This window comes from Catenuloplanes japonicus (assembly GCF_000717135.1).
Classification (GTDB): domain Bacteria; phylum Actinomycetota; class Actinomycetes; order Mycobacteriales; family Micromonosporaceae; genus Catenuloplanes; species Catenuloplanes japonicus.
In genome coordinates this window covers 264,807-280,543 of the sequence record NZ_JNXY01000002.1, presented here as the reverse complement: position 1 = coordinate 280,543, position 15,737 = coordinate 264,807, and the positions used below count along the sequence as shown (strand labels likewise).

General features: G+C 71.9%; 13 protein-coding genes. 2 read left to right on the top strand and 11 right to left on the bottom strand.

The window, feature by feature from the left end; genetic code table 11:
* Nucleotides 1–277: 277 nt before the first annotated feature.
* The 3 genes from OP04_RS05250 to OP04_RS05240 form a co-directional block, all read right to left on the bottom strand.
* Nucleotides 278–991, bottom strand: coding sequence for a hypothetical protein (locus OP04_RS05250; protein WP_157239308.1), 714 nt, complete (start codon nt 989–991; stop codon nt 278–280).
* A gap of 649 nt (nt 992–1,640) precedes the next feature.
* Entirely contained in the window at nt 1,641–3,287 is a 1,647-nt protein-coding gene (pgm, locus tag OP04_RS05245) for a phosphoglucomutase (alpha-D-glucose-1,6-bisphosphate-dependent) (protein WP_033338310.1), read from the bottom strand.
* Between the two features lie 149 nt (nt 3,288–3,436).
* A complete protein-coding gene (locus OP04_RS05240; protein ID WP_033338309.1) occupies nt 3,437–4,864 on the bottom strand; it encodes a family 43 glycosylhydrolase in 1,428 nt (475 codons plus the stop codon).
* Nucleotides 4,865–4,942: 78 nt separating this feature from the next.
* Between OP04_RS05240 and OP04_RS05235 the strand changes: the two genes are divergently transcribed.
* Nucleotides 4,943–5,476: a GNAT family N-acetyltransferase gene (locus OP04_RS05235; protein WP_198153723.1), complete on the top strand. Its 534-nt coding sequence runs from the start codon at nt 4,943–4,945 to the stop codon at nt 5,474–5,476.
* 44 nt (nt 5,477–5,520) lie between these two features.
* Here the strand turns inward: OP04_RS05235 and OP04_RS05230 are convergent, their stop codons facing one another.
* The 5 genes from OP04_RS05230 to OP04_RS05210 all read right to left on the bottom strand — a co-directional run bounded on the left by OP04_RS05230 (nt 5,521) and on the right by OP04_RS05210 (nt 9,816).
* On the bottom strand, nt 5,521–5,781 hold the full coding sequence (locus OP04_RS05230) for a hypothetical protein (RefSeq protein WP_033338308.1): 261 nt from the start codon (nt 5,779–5,781) through the stop codon (nt 5,521–5,523).
* 145 nt (nt 5,782–5,926) lie between these two features.
* The gene (locus OP04_RS05225; RefSeq protein WP_085066250.1) at nt 5,927–6,487 is read right to left on the bottom strand and encodes a GIY-YIG nuclease family protein; all 561 of its coding nucleotides are present in this window, start codon (nt 6,485–6,487) and stop codon (nt 5,927–5,929) included.
* 313 nt (nt 6,488–6,800) lie between these two features.
* A complete protein-coding gene (locus OP04_RS05220; RefSeq protein ID WP_033338455.1) occupies nt 6,801–7,706 on the bottom strand; it encodes a DUF559 domain-containing protein in 906 nt (301 codons plus the stop codon).
* 381 nt (nt 7,707–8,087) lie between these two features.
* Nucleotides 8,088–8,510 carry a hypothetical protein gene (locus OP04_RS05215; protein ID WP_157239304.1) on the bottom strand — a complete coding sequence of 141 codons (423 nt, stop codon included), beginning with the start codon at nt 8,508–8,510 and terminating at the stop codon, nt 8,088–8,090.
* A gap of 16 nt (nt 8,511–8,526) precedes the next feature.
* The gene (locus OP04_RS05210; RefSeq protein WP_033338306.1) at nt 8,527–9,816 is read right to left on the bottom strand and encodes a glycosyltransferase; all 1,290 of its coding nucleotides are present in this window, start codon (nt 9,814–9,816) and stop codon (nt 8,527–8,529) included.
* Nucleotides 9,817–9,896: 80 nt separating this feature from the next.
* Here OP04_RS05210 and OP04_RS05205 point away from each other — a divergent pair, with 80 nt between their 5' ends.
* Nucleotides 9,897–10,238 (top strand): hypothetical protein, encoded by a 342-nt coding sequence (locus OP04_RS05205; RefSeq protein ID WP_033338305.1) that lies wholly within the window; start codon nt 9,897–9,899, stop codon nt 10,236–10,238.
* Here the strand turns inward: OP04_RS05205 and OP04_RS05200 are convergent.
* From OP04_RS05200 to OP04_RS05185, 3 genes are all read right to left on the bottom strand, one after another.
* Complete coding sequence (locus tag OP04_RS05200) at nt 10,235–12,757, bottom strand: DEAD/DEAH box helicase (RefSeq protein WP_232323485.1); 2,523 nt, start codon at nt 12,755–12,757, stop codon at nt 10,235–10,237. The two genes, OP04_RS05205 and OP04_RS05200, sit on opposite strands and share 4 nt — an antisense overlap.
* 320 nt (nt 12,758–13,077) lie before the next feature.
* Nucleotides 13,078–14,529, bottom strand: a complete 1,452-nt coding sequence (locus tag OP04_RS48345) for an MFS transporter (RefSeq protein ID WP_035085955.1) — start codon at nt 14,527–14,529, stop codon at nt 13,078–13,080.
* A gap of 218 nt (nt 14,530–14,747) precedes the next feature.
* Nucleotides 14,748–15,737 carry a LacI family DNA-binding transcriptional regulator gene (locus OP04_RS05185; RefSeq protein WP_033338304.1) on the bottom strand — a complete coding sequence of 330 codons (990 nt, stop codon included), beginning with the start codon at nt 15,735–15,737 and terminating at the stop codon, nt 14,748–14,750.

Sequence of the window (15,737 nt, the reverse complement as noted above, 5' to 3'; positions counted from 1 at the left end):
CGGCCAAGCCCGTCTCCGGCCGCAGGCTCGTCCGCTGCGCCGTCCGCGTTCGCCGCGACCGCGGGCGGCGCGGTCGCGGGCGACGCGGTCACGGTCACGGTCACGGTCGCCGCGGTCACGGTCGCCGCGGTCACGGTCGCCGCGGTCGCGGTCGCGGTCGCCGCGGTCGCGGTCGCGGTCGCCGCGGTCGCGTTGAACCGTCCAGAAGCGGGCGCTGCGCGCCCGAAATTTCGGGAAATAGCAGCCCGTGTGGCCAGCCGCGGCCGCGACCTGATCGTTAGTGCGGGGTCGCGGGTGGTGACGGGGGCGCGGGGGTGCGGCGCATGGCCAGAAGGAGGCCGCCGATGGCGAGGAGCAGGCCGAGGGCGGCGGCCCAGAGCGGGATGACGCCGACGCGGGCCGCGCCGTAGTTCTCGTCCATCTGGGTCAGTGCTACCGCCTCGTCGCCCTTCGCGTAGCCCTTGACCGTCACGGGTGTGGTGCCGGTGGTGGAGCGGACGTCCTCGCCGCCGATCTCCATCGAACCCTGCTGCTCACCACCGTCGACCGTCCAGGTGACGCTGTCGCAGCCCAGCGTGTCCGAGAGCCCGCGGCGTCCCTCGTTGATCCAGTCGCATCGGGCCGGGATCACGGACGCCTCGACCGGCACACCGGCGAACCGTAGGTAGTCGCCCCGCGCGAAGTGCCTGGTGACGAAGCCGCTCGCGGACAGCAGCACCAGCGCGACCCCGAACCCGGCGACGACCGCGGAGATCCGCCCGACCCATCCCGACGACATGCTCCCGAGCAGGCTGCCGATGAAGACGGTCACGCCCAGCCCCACGAAGATCGGCGCGATCACGCTGATCCCGTAGGGACAGCATATGAAGATCACTCCTACCAGCACGGCCACCGCCGCACCGCCCATACCCACGGACGTCGACGTCGACATCTCGTCGCCGCCGCCCTTGTTCCCGTCCCCCGCCACGGCGGGGTTCCCACTGTCGCTCATGGTCGCCTCCGCGCCGGACGGTACCCACCGGCCCCAAACACGACACCGCAGGCGAACGGCCGAAGCGCCACGACCCGCCTCCTTCGCAAAGGATCATTGAGTGTCGCGAAGAGGTCGTCAATCGGCGTCCGCGACGACCTCTTCGCGACACTCAATGATCCTTTCGGTCCCGGCGCTCCCGAGGCGGCTCGCTCTGCGTCCGTGGTAGACACTCGGCGCTGGCGGACGGTCTATCTTTATGGTGAAATTTCGGGCGCGGAGCGCCCGTTGCTGGCCGCGCTCGTTACGCGAGACGCGAGACGCGAGACGCGAGACGCGAGACGCGAGACGCGAGACGCGAGACGCGAGACGCGAGACGCGAGACGCGGTTCCCGCCGGTGGGACGGCGGGAACCGCGTGGGGTTAGGGTGACCAGCGGCGGGACCGGCTCCGATCGGGGGGCGGAAGCGGCGCGCCAGCGGAGTCTTCCGGCCGCCGGAGGTTGGGCCCGCGGGAGCATGCGGACCGCGACCACGCCGGAAGCGGGAAAATGAACTGGATCTTGATCTTCTGGGCTGGTCTTCGGGTTGCGGGGGTGCCTCGGGCCGGCTCACGCGGCGGATAGCAGCGTGCGGGCCGAGCCGTCGGGCGCGCGGGGAGGAGGCTGGGTTCAGGCGGTCTTCAGCGCGGCAGAGACGAGGTCGCGAGCTTCCTGCTGGATGAGGGCGAGGTGGTCGTCGCCCTTGAAGGACTCGGCGTAGATCTTGTAGACGTCCTCGGTGCCGGAGGGGCGGGCGGCGAACCAGCCGTTCTCGGTGGTGACCTTGAGGCCGCCGATCGGGGCGTTGTTGCCGGGGGCGGAGGTCAGGGTGGCGGTGATGGGCTCGCCGGCCAGTGTCGTCGCGGTGACCTGGGACGGGGAGAGCCGGGCCAGGACCGCCTTCTCCTCGCGGGTGGCGGGCGCGTCGATGCGGGCGTAGGAGGGGGCGCCGAAGCGGGAGACCAGCGCGGCGTAGTGCCGGGACGGGGACTCGCCGGTGACGGCCAGGATCTCGGAGGCGAGCAGGCAGAGCAGGATGCCGTCCTTGTCCGTGGTCCAGACGGCACCGTCGCGGCGCAGGAACGACGCGCCGGCGCTCTCCTCGCCGCCGAACGCGACCGAGCCGTCCAGCAGGCCGGGGACGAACCACTTGAAGCCGACCGGTACCTCGACCAGACGTCGGCCCAGCGACGCGGCCACGCGGTCGATCATGGAGGAGGAGACCAGCGTCTTGCCGATCGCGGCGTCCGGGCTCCAGCCGTCGCGGCGGGAGTAGAGGTACTGAACGGCGACGGCGAGGTAGTGGTTCGGGTTCATCAGGCCGCCGTCGGGGGTGACGATGCCGTGGCGGTCCGCGTCCGCGTCGTTGCCGGTCGCGATCTGGTAGGCGTCGCGCTTGCCGATCAGGGACGCCATCGCGTACGGCGAGGAGCAGTCCATCCGGATCTTGCCGTCCCAGTCGAGCGTCATGAACGGCCAGGCCGGGTCGACGGCCGGGTTGACGACGGTCAGGTTCAGGCCGTGGCGCTCCGCGATCTCGCCCCAGTAGGCCACGCCGGCACCGCCGAGGGGGTCGGCGCCGATGCGTACCCCCGCGTTCTTGATCTTCTCGAGGTCCACGACCTGGGGCAGATCGTCCACGTAGGACGCCAGGAAATCGTAGCGGCCGGTGGTGTCCGCGTTGAGGGCCTGGGAGTACGGGATGCGCCTGACGTCCTTGAGACCGTCGGCGATCAGCGCGTTGGCGCGGTCCTGGATCCACTTCGTGGCGTCGGTGTCCGCGGGGCCGCCGTTCGGCGGGTTGTACTTGAAGCCGCCGTCCGCAGGCGGGTTGTGCGACGGGGTGACGACCACGCCGTCGGCGAGACCGTTCCGCTTGCCGCGGTTCGCGGTCAGGATCGCGTGCGAGACCGCGGGGGTCGGCGTGTAGCCGTCGCGCGAGTCGAGCAGCACGGTCACACCGTTGGCGGCGAAGACCTCCACGGCGCTGATCGTGGCCGGCTCGGAGAGCGCGTGCGTGTCCCGGCCGATGAACAGCGGGCCGTCCGTGCCCTGGCCGTCCCGGTACTCGCAGATGGCCTGACTGATCGCGACGATGTGGTCCTCGTTGAACGCGGTCCTCAGGCTGGATCCGCGATGACCCGACGTCCCGAACGCGACCTGCTCCGCCGGGGTGGAGACGTCGGGGTGCCGGTCGGCGTAGGCCCGCAGCAGCTCCGGCACATCGACGAGGTCGGCGGGTTCCGCGGGCTGACCGGCACGGGGATGAACGGACACAGCGGGTCTCCTCGGGGTTCGCACGTGAGGACGTCTCCCCCGACCCTAATCTCCGGGGCGGGGTAGCGCCCGCCACACCCCGGAGATCAACTCGACAGGCGAGGCGCGATACGGGCGACCCGCACGCAACAGGGCCGCCCGTATCCGATCTACTCCGAATAGAAGGTGGCGTCGGCCGGAGCGGTGCCGCCGGAGACCGCCTGGACGTAGATGAGGTTGTTCGCGTGGCGGAGGTAGCGGCCCGCGTAGTTGTAGGACTCGAACGAGACGGCGGCGGGGTCGGCCAGGCCGGCGCGCTGGTGGAAGCTCGCGTCGCCGTTGAAGACGGCGGTGCCGTCGGCCTTCTCGACGTACACCTCGAAGTTCTTGTGGCGCAGGTAGTAGCCGGGGAAGTTCGTCGACTCCAGCGAGACCGTGCCGGAGCCGGCCAGGCCGGTGATCACGCGGAACTGGGAGTCGGCGAGCGGGCTCACGTTCGCCTCGAGGCGGCCGCGGTACTCCCAGTGGCGGAGGTACCGGTCGGGGTAGTTGTAGGAGCGCAGCCGCACCGGGTGCCTGCCGTCCGGGATCGGGATGCCGAAGTCCGGGGTGCCGTCGGCTTTCCAGTAGACCTTCTGGACGCGGGTCCGCCGGTTCGGATCGTTCAGCGGGTCACCGGAAATATCGCGGTAATTCCGGTCGTGGTAGACCATGATGTCGCTCTGGCCGTCCTCGGAGACCGTGAACGAGTTGTGGCCGGGGCCGTACTGGCCGGTGTTCGCGTTGCTGGTGAAGACCGGCGTCTGCGTCTTGACCCAGGACGACGGGCTCAGCAGATTCGCACTCGCCGACGCGGTCAGCAGGCCGAGGCAGTAGTTCGCGTCCGTCGCGCTCGCGGAGTAGGTCAGGAAGATCTTCCCGTTGCGCTGCAGCACGGTCGGGCCCTCGTTGACCTGGTAGCCGATCTTCTCCCAGGCCAGCGTGGGCGCGGAGATGCTGACCGCGGCGGACGAGAGCGTCCACGGGTTCGACATGGTGGCGATGTAGAGGCTGGTGTTGCTGGCCGGCAGGTTGTTGTCGTGCTGCGCCCAGATCAGGTATCGGGTGCCGTTGGTGACGAACGTGGACGCGTCCAGCGCGAAGCTCTGCCAGCCGGTCTGGATCTGCCCCTTCTCGGCCCAGCTCGCGGTGAGCGGGTTCGCGCCGGTGCCTTCCAGCACGTACGGCCGGATCGCCCAGACGTCGTCCCCGCCGGCGGCGAAGTAGACGTACCACTTCCCGCCGATGTAGTGGATCTCCGGCGCCCAGATGTGCGCGCTCATCGCGCCGCTGGCGTGCTTCGTCCAGATCGTCGTCTCCGCCGCGGTCGACAGCCCCTGCAGCGTGGTGGCGCGGCGCAGGACGATCCGGTCGTACGCCGGGACGGTGGCGGTGAAGTAGTAGTAGCCGTCGGTGTGCTTGTAGATGTGCGGGTCGGCACGCTGGGCGGCGATCGGATTCGTGTAGGACACGGCGGGCGCGGCGGCGGCCGGCATCGGGGGTCCGAGCAGGGTCAGACCCGCGGCCACCAGGACGGCGGCGACCACGAAACGTCTCATGACGATCCTTCCTCACAGTGGGGTTCGTCGATGAGTGTTAGCGCTCACATGCGCACCGTCAAGGGCAGGATGGAGCGTGTGACCCAACGCCTCCGCCTTCGCAAGCCTGAGCCGGACGACCTCGACGCGCTGTTCGCGCTCTACAGTGACCCGCAGGTCTGGGCGCCCGACCCGCTCTCCCGCCACTCCGCGCCCGCGCAGACCGCACGCACGCTCGACATCTGGCGCGCCGCCTGGGAGCGGGACGGGCTCGGGATGTGGGTCGCGCACGAACTGGACGGCGCGTTCGCCGGGATCGGGGGGTGTTTCATCCGGTACGGGGCTGCCTGGAACCTCGGGTTCCGGCTGCTGCCCGCGTTCTGGGGGCGTGGCTACGCGCAGGAGATCAGCGCCGCCGCGATCGGTGCGGCCGCCGCGCTCCGGCCGGATCTGGCGATGACCGCCTACCTGCTCGAGGGCAACGACCGATCACAGCACACGGTCGAGCGCGCCGGCCTGCACCGCATCTGGCGCGGGCCGGACGCCGGCAACCCGGACCCGTCCGCGATCCGCCTGCTCTTCGCGGACCGCCCGCTCCCGATCGACGTGATCCGCGCACTGACCGCTTTTTAAGATCAACATCAGGGGGTACGCACGTGGAGCGCCCGCAACTGGAGTCACGGCTGGCGCGCCTCGACGCCGCGCTCGCGCCGATCGCCGCCGAGCCGGTCGACATCGACCGGCTTTTCTCCCGCGACCCGCTCGCGGGAGCCGGCGTCACGGACGAGGCCGCCGCGCTGCTCACCGAGCTGATCGACCGGTACGCGGCCGGTGACGAGGACACTCGGGCGTACATCCGGCGGCTCTTCGTGCTCTTCCCCGCCTTCCGGTGGGCCGCCCGCGCGCCCGGCCACGACCTGCGGCAGCGCCTGCTGCACGTGTCCGCGCTGGACCGTCAGCCCGACGCCCGCGACTGGATGCTGCTGCTCAGGGACGTCTACGACGAGGCGCGCGCCGCCGGGATCGACCCCGCGCCGCTCCTGGCCGAGGTGGCCGCGCTCTCCACCCCGCAGACGCGCGCGTTCATGACGGTTCGCCAGCCGACGCCTCGTAGGCCCGCTTCGCCGCCAGCACCGGCTCCTGCAGGTGCTCCGGATCGACGCCGTGCACGTTCAGCGGCGGGTGGAAGCGCCGGACCAGCGCCGCCTCGATCGGCTCCGGATCCGGGTCCTCAGCCCAGGTCAGGCGCAGGTTCTTGTGCATCCACGCGGTCAGCCGGATCTCGTGCTCCGGCACCAGGACCACCCGATCGGTCCACGTGGTCCGGTAGCCCTCCGGCAGCAGCAGCCCCGCCAGCGTGCGCCGCAGCGTGGAACTGCCGGACCGCCGCAGGTGGTTACGCAGGATCCGCCCCCGCAGGTTGCCGGCCCGCCCCAGGTACAGCAGCCGCAGCGTCGGCACGTTCACGTTCGGCGGCCCGCCCAGCTCCGGGAAGACCTCGGGCGCGGCCCACCACGCGTAGACACCGCCACCCCGGCCCAGCTGCTTGCCGGCGACATCGAGCGCGTACGGCGCACCGGACAGCAGCTCGAGCGCGTCCTCCGTCCGTTCCTCGTCGGTCAGAAGGTCATCGTGAGTAATCATCCCGCCCATGCTAGGCCGCCCCGAGCAGCCCGAACCCGCCGCCGTCCGGCAGCCGCTCCCGAAGATCAAATTCATGTTCCCGCTTCCGGCGTGGTGCGGCAGCGTTGCTCCCGCGGGCACACCTCGCCGTACGCCAAGACTCCGCCGGCGCTCCGCTTGCCTCCCGGCGTCGGAGCCGGTTCCGCGCGGCGCGGGAAAGAACACGCGAGTTCCGCCGTCCTGGGGCTGCCCGAGGCGAGGCCCGCGCACTCCCACGCCGACCCCGGCCGTCGCCCATCGGAGATGAGGCGATCTCATCCGAGTCGGCCCGCCCTCAATGAGCCGTGCGGCGTGCCTCGGCGGCGGCTACGGCGCGGCGTACCCCCTCGATGATCTTTTTGGGCCTTGTGAAGACGTCGTCGGCGGTGTAGCGCAGTGTGGCCCAGCCTGCTGCCTGCAACCGGTTGAATCGCACGATGTCCTTGCGGAACGTTGCCTGGTCACGGTGATGATCGCCCTCGTACTCGATAGCGATCCGCCATGCTGGGTAGGCCAGATCCACCTGGCCGATGAACAGCCGGGCGTCGTCCAGGATTCGATATTGGGCCACCGGTCGTGGCAATCCGCCGTCCGTGATCACCAGCCGTAGCCGGGTCTCCATCGGCGACGCGGCTCCCGGCTCGGCCAGCCGCAGAATGTCCCGAAATTTCATGACACCGCGCCAGCCGGGGTGCGCATCCGCGGCCCGGTGCAGCTCCGCGAGCGACACCGCCCGCCGGTGCAGCATCGCGTCGACCGCGATCGCCGCGTGGACACGATCGGCGCCGCGCCCCAGGTCGAACGCCGTCCGCGCCGGCGTGGTCACCCGCAGCCCGGTGAACATCTCCACATCGCCCCGCGGCAGCTCACCGCGAATGACCCGAAGCATCGACTGGTTCACGATGCCCTGTCGTCCCGGCACGATGATCGAGACAGGCTCGTCGGGGGCGAGGAGGTCGACATTCCAGAGGTACGCCGCGCTCAGCCCGCCGATGGCGGCGCTCGAGGGCATCGCCAGTTGCGCGGCCGCACACCACATGCGGTGGAGGTCCGGGGTGAACGCGGCTCGTGCGATGTAAACGCCCCTGTAGAGGCGCTGCCAGTGTGGCCCTTTGAGCGCGCCGGGCGTAGTCAGCCCCGCGTCGACCGCATCCCGCCGGCGAAAGGGCGCGGACCGTAATTGCCTGATGGCCGGAACCATCCCGCCATCATGGACCATCGCATCAAAGCCTGTGGATCATTGAGTGTCGAGAAGAGGTCGTCAGAACCGCCGTGTGGCGACCTCTTCTCGACACTCAATGATCTACTCGCCCGTGTGGGTGCTCCGCCCGCGCGGTACGCGGTCGCTGTCACCCGCCTTATCACGATATTTCGGGCAGGAAGTGCCCGGTCGATGGTGGACTCCGGCTCGCGCGCCTCACGAGCCGCCGCGCGTGCGTCAGTAGCCGCCCACGGATGCAAGGCGGCCGCCACGCGCGCCGACAGCCGCCCGCAGAGGCGTCAGGGCCGGTGCGGATGGGCAGAGGCCGCCGTGCGGGCGTCAGCAGCCGCCTGCGGATGCCGTCAGGCCGGTGCGGATGCGTCAGGAGCTGTCGCGGATGCGGGTGGCTTCGGTGCGGGCCTCGGCGATGATGCGGGCGGCCTCGGTCTCGGCGGCGGCACGATGCTCGGCGGCCTGCTGTTCGGCCAGGCGCAGGATCCGGTCGGTGGCTTCGCCGAGACCGGCGGCGGCCGGAGCCGCCGCCGTGACCGAGGATGCTGATGCGACCGGAGACGCCGCCGCGGCCGAGCACGCCGCCGCGAACGGCGCCGCCGGTGCGGCCGGGATCGTCGAGGGGATCGACTGCTCCGGATCGCGGGCGCGGCGTTGCAGGATCAGGCCGGCGAAGACCAGGACGATCGCGGCCACGGTCTGCACGCCCTCCGCGGAGACCAGGTCGGACAGCGCCAGCGACAGCAGGAATCCGACGCCGAGGCCGACCAGCAACGTGCCCAGTGAGCGCATGACCGGCAGCATAACGTCAGGCGGAGGCCACCACCTTCTCCAGCAACGTCACCGCCCGCGACTCCGGTGTGGCACCGTCGGAGGAGGGCAGCTCGTCCCGCAGCTCCCGGGCCCGGGAAGCGAACGACGGGTCGGCAAGCACTGTCCGTACCCCGGAAAGGATCTTGGATGGTGCCGGGGTCTGGGTGCGGAGGTTGACGCCGATGCCGGACCAGGCCACGCGCGCGGTCGTCTCCGGCTTGTCCTCGGTGCGGCCGGCGACCACCATCGGCAGGCCGTGGGCGAGCGCCAGCTGGATCGTCCCGTAGCCGCCGTTCGTGACGACCACGGACGCGTGCGGGAACAGCGCGGAGAACGGGATGAACGACGCCACCCGCGCGTTGCCCGGCACGTCGCCCAGCACGGACGGGTCCGCGCCGCCGGTGACGGCCACGACCAGCACGTCCTCCGAGGCGAGCGCGGTCAGCGCCGGGCGCAGCAGCTCGGCCGGGTCGGTGGCGATCGTGCCCTGCGAGACCACCACGACCGGACGCTCGCCGGAGGTCACGTCCGCCCACCAGGACGGCGGCGTGAACGGCGAGGACGGCGGCAGCGGCGCCGGGTGCCCGACGAAGGCGACGTAGCCGGGCAGGTCGGTACGCGGATACTCGAAGCCGGGCGTGGACAGCTGGAGATACAGCTCCGGCTCCCGGGACGTCTCCATCGCGGTCCGGCCGGCGGGCTCAAGGCCCAGCGCGACCCGCTGCGCGTCGACCTGGCCGATGCTGGGTGCGAACACGGTCCGGCGCACGAACGCGGCCAGCGCCCGGTTCCGCAGCCGGCCGAGCGGGCCGCCCATCAGCGGCAGGCCGAGCCCGAACGGCGGCAGGTCCCGGCTGGGCAGCCCGAGCGCGGTGATGCCGTAGTAGACGACCGGCGGCCCGCCCAGCTCGCGCAGTGCCGAGACCGCGCCGAACGGGCTGTCCGCCACGACCACGTCCGCCGCCGAGGTGGCCAGCATCGCCTGGAGGTGGCGCACGTGCGTGGCGACCGGCGCGATGAAGTAGTTCGCGATGTCCCACTGCAGCTTCTTCAGGCCGGTCAGCGCGGCCCGCTCCGGCCAGCGCTCGTCCGGCGTGACACCGCTCCAGTCGACCTCCTCCGGCAGTGGCGTGAAGGCCGCGCCGGCCCGGGTGACGGCTCGCTCGAACTCGCGGCCGGTCGTGAAGCGGACCTCGTGACCGGCGTCGCGCAGCGCCTTGACCAGCGGCAGCGCGGGCGTGACGTGACCGGGCGCGGGCGTGGCCGCGAAGAGGAACCGTGCCATGGTGGCGAATCTCCCTGCAGACGTGAGGTGTCCGCGAGTTTCTACACCCTGATGCTCTACAAGCGATATACGGTGCAGCGGTGGAACCCGTCACCGGCGCGGCCCTGGCCGCCACCCTCGTCCCGCTCGCGACCGGCACGGCCGGCGAACCCGGCGCGGCCGCCTGGTCCGCGCTGACCGCGTTCACCGCCCGCCACGACGAGGCCACGGCCGCGCTGGCCGCGGTCGAGGACACGCCCGGCGACCCGGCCCGGGTGGGTGCGCTCGCGGACGTGCTGGCCGCGCTCGCCGCCCGCAACGAGTCCGCGGCCGCGTGGCTGCACGAGTGGCTGGCAGGCGCGGACCGGGTGGTGGACGTGCCACACATCCCGGAGTCCGCGTCCGGCCCCGTGCACGGCAGCGTGACGCAGCCGCAGGTCTAGCCGTTGCCCACGTCGGTGATCCGCAGGACGGCCACGCCGGCCTCGTCGGAGGCGGCGAGGTCGACGACCGCGGTGATGTGCCAGTCGTGGTCCTCGGCCGGGTCGTCGATGACCTGACGGACGGTCCACTCGGTACGGTCCTGGGTGATCTGCAGCAGCGCCGGGCCACGCGCGTCCGGGCCGGTGCCGATGTCGGCGTGCTCCTCGTAGTACGGCGTGAGCGCGTCGGCCCAGGCGGCCGCGTCCCAGCCGGAGTCGCCGTCCAGCTCGCCGAGCGCGGCCCACTGGTGCAGCGCTGCCAGCTCGACGCGGCGGAACATGGCGTTGCGGACCAGCACCTTGAACGCGCGCAGGTTGCGGGTGACCGCGGGCGGCTTGTCCGAAAGCGGCGCCGGCTTGAGCGGGTCGTCGCCGGGGTTGCGCAGCCGCTCCCACTCGTCGAACAGCGACGAGTCGACCTGGCGGACCAGCTCGCCGAGCCACTCGATCAGGTCGACAAGCTCCTCGGTCTTGGCCTCCTCCGGGACGGTCTGGCGCAGCGCGCGGAACGCGTCCGCGAGGTAGCGCAGCACCAGGCCCTCGGAGCGGGACAGGCCGTAGAACGAGACGAACTCGCCGAACGTCATGGCGCGCTCGTACAGGTCCCGGATGACGGACTTCGGCGCGAGCTCGTAGTCGGCGACCCACGGGTGGCCACGGCGGTACGTCTCGTACGCGGCCTCCAGCATCTCCGCGAGCGGGCGCGGGTGGGTGACCTGTTCGAGCAGTTCCATGCGCTGGTCGTACTCGATGCCCTCGGCCTTCATGGCGTTGACCGCCTCGCCGCGCGCCTTGAACTGCTGCGCGGAGAGGATCTGCCGCGGGTTCTCCAGCGTGGACTCGATCACGGAGACGACGTCGAGCGCGTAGGACGGCTCCTCGCGGCCGAGCAGCTCCAGCGAGGCCACCGCGAACGGGGACAGCGGCTGGTTGAGCGCGAAGTCGAGCTGCAGGTCCATGGTCAGCCGCACGGTGCGGCCGTCCTCGTCCGGCTCGTCGAGGCGCTCGATCACGCCGCCGGCCAGCAGCGCGCGGTAGATGAGAATCCCGCGGTGGACGAGCCGGCGCTGGCCCGCGCGGTCCTCGTCGTTCTCGGTGAGCAGGCGGCGCATGTGGGTGAACAGGTCGCCGCGCCGGGCCAGCACGTTCAGCAGCATCGCGTGCGACACCTGGAACGAGGAGGTCAGCGGCTCCGGCTCGGCCTCGACCAGCCGGTCGAACGTGGGCTTGCCCCAGCCGATCGTGCCCTCCGGCGGCTTCTTCTTGACCACCTTGCGGCGCTTCTTCGGGTCGTCACCGGCCTTGGCCAGCGCCTTCTCGTTGTCGATGACGTGCTCCGGCGCCTGCACGACCACGCGCCCGATCGTGTCGAACCCGGCCCGTCCGGCGCGGCCGGCGATCTGGTGGAACTCGCGGGCGCGCAGCAGGCGGGTGCGGATGCCGTCATACTTGGACAGGCCGGTGAAGAGCACGGTGCGGATCGGCACGTTGATGCCGACGCCGAGCGTGTCCGTGCCGCAGATGACCTTGAGCAGACCGGCCTGGGCCAGCGTCTCGACCAGTCGGCGGTACTTCGGCAGCATTCCCGCGTGGTGCACGCCGATGCCGTGCCGGACCAGCCTGGACAGCGTGCGCCCGAAGCCCGCGGCGAACCGGAAATTTCCGATCATCTCCGCGATGGCGTCCTTTTCCGCCCGGGTGGAGACGTTCACCGACATGAGCGACTGGGCCCGTTCCAGCGCGGCGGCCTGGGTGAAGTGCACGACGTACACCGGGGCCTGGTGGGTGGTCAGCAGCTCCTCGATGGTCTCGTGCATCGGCGTGGTCACGTAGGAGAACAGCAGCGGCACCGGCCGTTCCACCGAGCGGACCACCGCGGTCGAGCGCCCGGTCCGCCGCGTCAGATCCTCCTCGAACCGGGTGACGTCGCCCAGCGTCGCGGACATCAGCACGAACTGCGCGTTCGTCAGCTCCAGCAGCGGGACCTGCCACGCCCAGCCCCGGTCCGGCTCCGCGTAGAAGTGGAACTCGTCCATGACCACCTGGCCGACGTCCGCATCCGCGCCCTCGCGCAGCGCGATGTTCGCCAGGATCTCCGCGGTGCAGCAGATGATCGGCGCGTCCTCGTTGACCGAGGCGTCGCCGGTCAGCATGCCCACGTTCTCCGGCCCGAAGATCTCCACCAGCGAGAAGAACTTCTCCGAGACCAGCGCCTTGATCGGCGCGGTGTAGAACGTGGTCCCGCCGCGCGCCAGCGCCGCGAAGTGCGCCGCGGTCGCGACCAGGCTCTTCCCGGACCCGGTGGGCGTGTTCAGAATGAGATTCGCACCGGAGACGATCTCGATCAACGCCTCCTCCTGGTGCGGATAGAGGCTCAGCCCCCTCTCCTGCGCCCAGAGACTGAAGATCTCGTAGAGGGAGTCGGGGTCCGGTGTACCGGGAATCCGGTCGGTCAGCGTGGTCATGGTGTCACCGATCATGCCTGGTCCGCTCACTCCCCCGCCAACCGGCCTTAAAAGATCAAATTCGTTCAGCGGGTACGCGAAGAACTCCCCCGGCCCGCTCCGTGACCGACACCGCCGGCCGTCGTCCACAGGCGCCCCCGCGCCGCCGTGCCCCACGGGACCGGCGGCGATTCGTGCACCAGAACGACCCGGCCCCGCACGCGTGCCGCGCGCCTGGCGCGAGGCGAGGGCGCCGCGCGTCCGGCGCGAGGCAACGACGCCGCGCGAGGGAACACGCGCCGTGAGCTGGGCGCTCAGTGCGGAATGCGGGCACTACGTGCCCGAAATTTCAGCATTTAGCGGGCCTCGGCCAACGACGGCGATCTCGTTCCGGCTTCGAGATCCTGGCTGTCCACGCGTGGCCCGAGCCCTGCCCCGGCCCTCGGCCTGAGCAGCACTGCGATGCCCGCGCCGGCGGCCGCGACCAGCGCGCCCGCGTAGCCGTTGACCGCGTAGCCCATGCCACCGGCCGCGATCCCGCCGCCGATCGAGGTGCCGATCACGTTCGCCAGGTTGAGCGCGGACTGGTTCAGCGCCGCCCCCACTGCGGGTGCGCCCGGCGCCGCGTCCATCACCCGCAGCTGCAGCGACGGATACATGATCAGCTGCACCAGCCCGATCCCGAACGCGCCGGCGAACGGCGCCCACGGCGCGCTCATCACGGTCGCGAACCCGGCCAGCACCACCGCCGCCGCGACACCGGCCAGCGGCACGGTCCGGCCGATGTCCCAGTCCGCGAGCCGGCCGCCGAGCAGCGCGCCCACGGTCATCCCGGCGCCGTAGAGCATCAGCACCACCGGCGTCACGCCCGCGGGCAGCCCGGCCACCTCCGTGGTGATCGGCGCGATGAAGCTCAGCACGCAGTACAGCCCCGCGAACCCGCTCGCCGCCACCGCGATCCCGGCCCACAGATCCGGCGACCGCAGCACGCCGACGCCACCCGCGACGGGCGCCCGCAGTGCCCCGAGGACGCCGGCCACAGGCGCTCGCAGCCCGCCGACGGTCGCACGCGCCCACCTCTGCCGGGCGCGCCCCTTCTGGTCATCAGGACGTCCCTCATGCCGTTCTGACGACCTGGGGAACGCCCCGATCATCGAGGTGGGGGCGACGGCCGCAGGGCGAGCGCCGGCCAGGTCGGCGGCCGTGGCCCTGAGCACCGGGCACACGTCGGCGGGGGTGACGGCCGCCGGGCGCGCGTCGGGCGGCACGAAGCGGAGCACGGCCGCGAAGGCCGCGACGAAGGCCAGGACCGCGAGCGCCAGCGCGGCCCGCCAGCTGACGGCCTGGCCGACGACGATCGCGACCGGCACGCCCACGATGCTCGCGATGGTCTGGCCGACGCCGACGAACGCGGTCGCCCGCCCGCGACGCTCGCGTGGGACCAGCGACGCCGCGGTGGCGGCCGCGACGGCCAGGTAGGCGCCGTGCGGCACCCCGGCGACGAACCGGGCCGCGTCGAAGAGCAGCAGGCCCGGCGCGAGCAGCGCGGCCGTGTTACCCACGATGAACAGCACCAGCGTGGCCAGCAGCAGCCGATGCCGCGGGACGCGGGCGCCCGCGATCGTGATCAGCGGCGCGCCGAGCACGCAGCCGAGCGCGTAGAGCGAGATCGCGGTGCCGACGCTCGCGGCGCTCACCTCGAGGTCGCCCGCGATGCGCCCGAGCAGCCCGGTCACGGTCATCTCCGCGATGCCGATCCCGAACGCGCCCAGCGCCAGCGCCGTGAGCGCACGTCGCTCAGTGAACATCTCTCCTCCTGACGGTCGGGTCGGGCCGCGAGACGCCGGTCACCGGACCGCGGAAGGCCGAGGCCGATCGCGAGGCACGGAACGGCGGTTCAGGTGCCGGGCCGGCAGATCTGCCGCTTCCGCTCCGGCACGCCCGGTGGGCGGCGCGCCAGGACGCCGCCACCGGCGTCGGCCCGGCGGAGGCGGCTTCCGCAGCCCGCGGCCGCGCACCAGAGGACTCAGTCATCGAGACGCATCACGGAAGCGCCGGCGACCAGGACCGGGTCGACCGTGACGGTCACCGGGGACGCCTGCGGGGACGCGAGGCGGGACAGCAGCAGCTCGGCCGCGCGGGCCGCGATCTCGTGGGTGGGCTGCTCGACGATGGTGAGGCGGGGCAGCGTGGCCATGGCCAGCTCGCGGTTGTCGAAGCCGACCAGCGACACGTCGCGGCCGAGCCGCAGGCCGGAGTCGTTGAGCGCGATCAGCGCGCCGAGCGTGAGGTGGTGGCTGGCGCAGAAGACCGCGGTGGGCCGGTCGCGGGCCGCCAGGATGCGCTGCATGGTGGCCTGGCCGCCGGCGACCGTGGGTGGCCCGGTGCGCAGCAACGCGTCCGCCGGTGTGATCCCGGCGCGGTCCAGCTCCGCACGGAAGCCGGCGGACCGGTCCCGCGCGGTGGAGATCTCGTCGGGGCCGCCGACCAGGCCGATCCGCCGGTGGCCGTGGTCGAGGAGCAGCCGGGCGGCCATGGCGCCGGCGCCGAGGTTGTCCAGGAAGACCCGGTCGGTGTCCAGGCCGGGCGCCTCCCAGTCGAGCTGGACGACCGGGATCTCGGTCGCGGCACGGGCCAGCGCCGCCGCGTCGTGCGCGGGCGGGACCGTGATGATGCCCTCGACCATGCGGCTGCGCAGCAGGTCGACCGCGCCGGCGCCGGGCGCCGGGCTGGTCGCGACCAGCACGCTGAGGCCGGCCCGGTGCAGCGCGCTCTCCGCCCCGGCGATGATCGTCAGGTGGAAGTCGTCGGTGAGCGCGGGCAGCAGCACGCCGACCGTGCGGGAGCGGCCGGAGCGCAGGTTGCGGGCGATGCCGTTGGGGCGGAAGTCCAGCTGCGCGGCCGCGTCCTCGATGGCGCGGCGGTTCGCCTCCAGCACCGTACCCCCGTTGTAGTGCTTGGAGATCGTCGCCAGCGACAGGCCGGTCAGCCGTTGGATGTCCTTGTACGTCGTCAC

Excerpts from the sequence above, each read along its gene's own strand:
- OP04_RS05200 (WP_232323485.1), bottom strand. The coding sequence starts at position 12,757 with ATGATCGGTGACACCATGACCACGCTGACCGACCGGATTCCCGGTACA.
- OP04_RS05210 (WP_033338306.1), bottom strand. The coding sequence starts at position 9,816 with ATGGCACGGTTCCTCTTCGCGGCCACGCCCGCGCCCGGTCACGTCACG.
- OP04_RS05215 (WP_157239304.1), bottom strand. The coding sequence starts at position 8,510 with ATGCGCTCACTGGGCACGTTGCTGGTCGGCCTCGGCGTCGGATTCCTG.
- OP04_RS05250 (WP_157239308.1), bottom strand. The coding sequence starts at position 991 with ATGAGCGACAGTGGGAACCCCGCCGTGGCGGGGGACGGGAACAAGGGC.
- OP04_RS48345 (WP_035085955.1), bottom strand. The coding sequence starts at position 14,529 with ATGTTCACTGAGCGACGTGCGCTCACGGCGCTGGCGCTGGGCGCGTTC.
- OP04_RS05240 (WP_033338309.1), bottom strand. The coding sequence starts at position 4,864 with ATGAGACGTTTCGTGGTCGCCGCCGTCCTGGTGGCCGCGGGTCTGACC.
- OP04_RS05225 (WP_085066250.1), bottom strand. The coding sequence starts at position 6,487 with ATGATTACTCACGATGACCTTCTGACCGACGAGGAACGGACGGAGGAC.
- OP04_RS05220 (WP_033338455.1), bottom strand. The coding sequence starts at position 7,706 with ATGGTTCCGGCCATCAGGCAATTACGGTCCGCGCCCTTTCGCCGGCGG.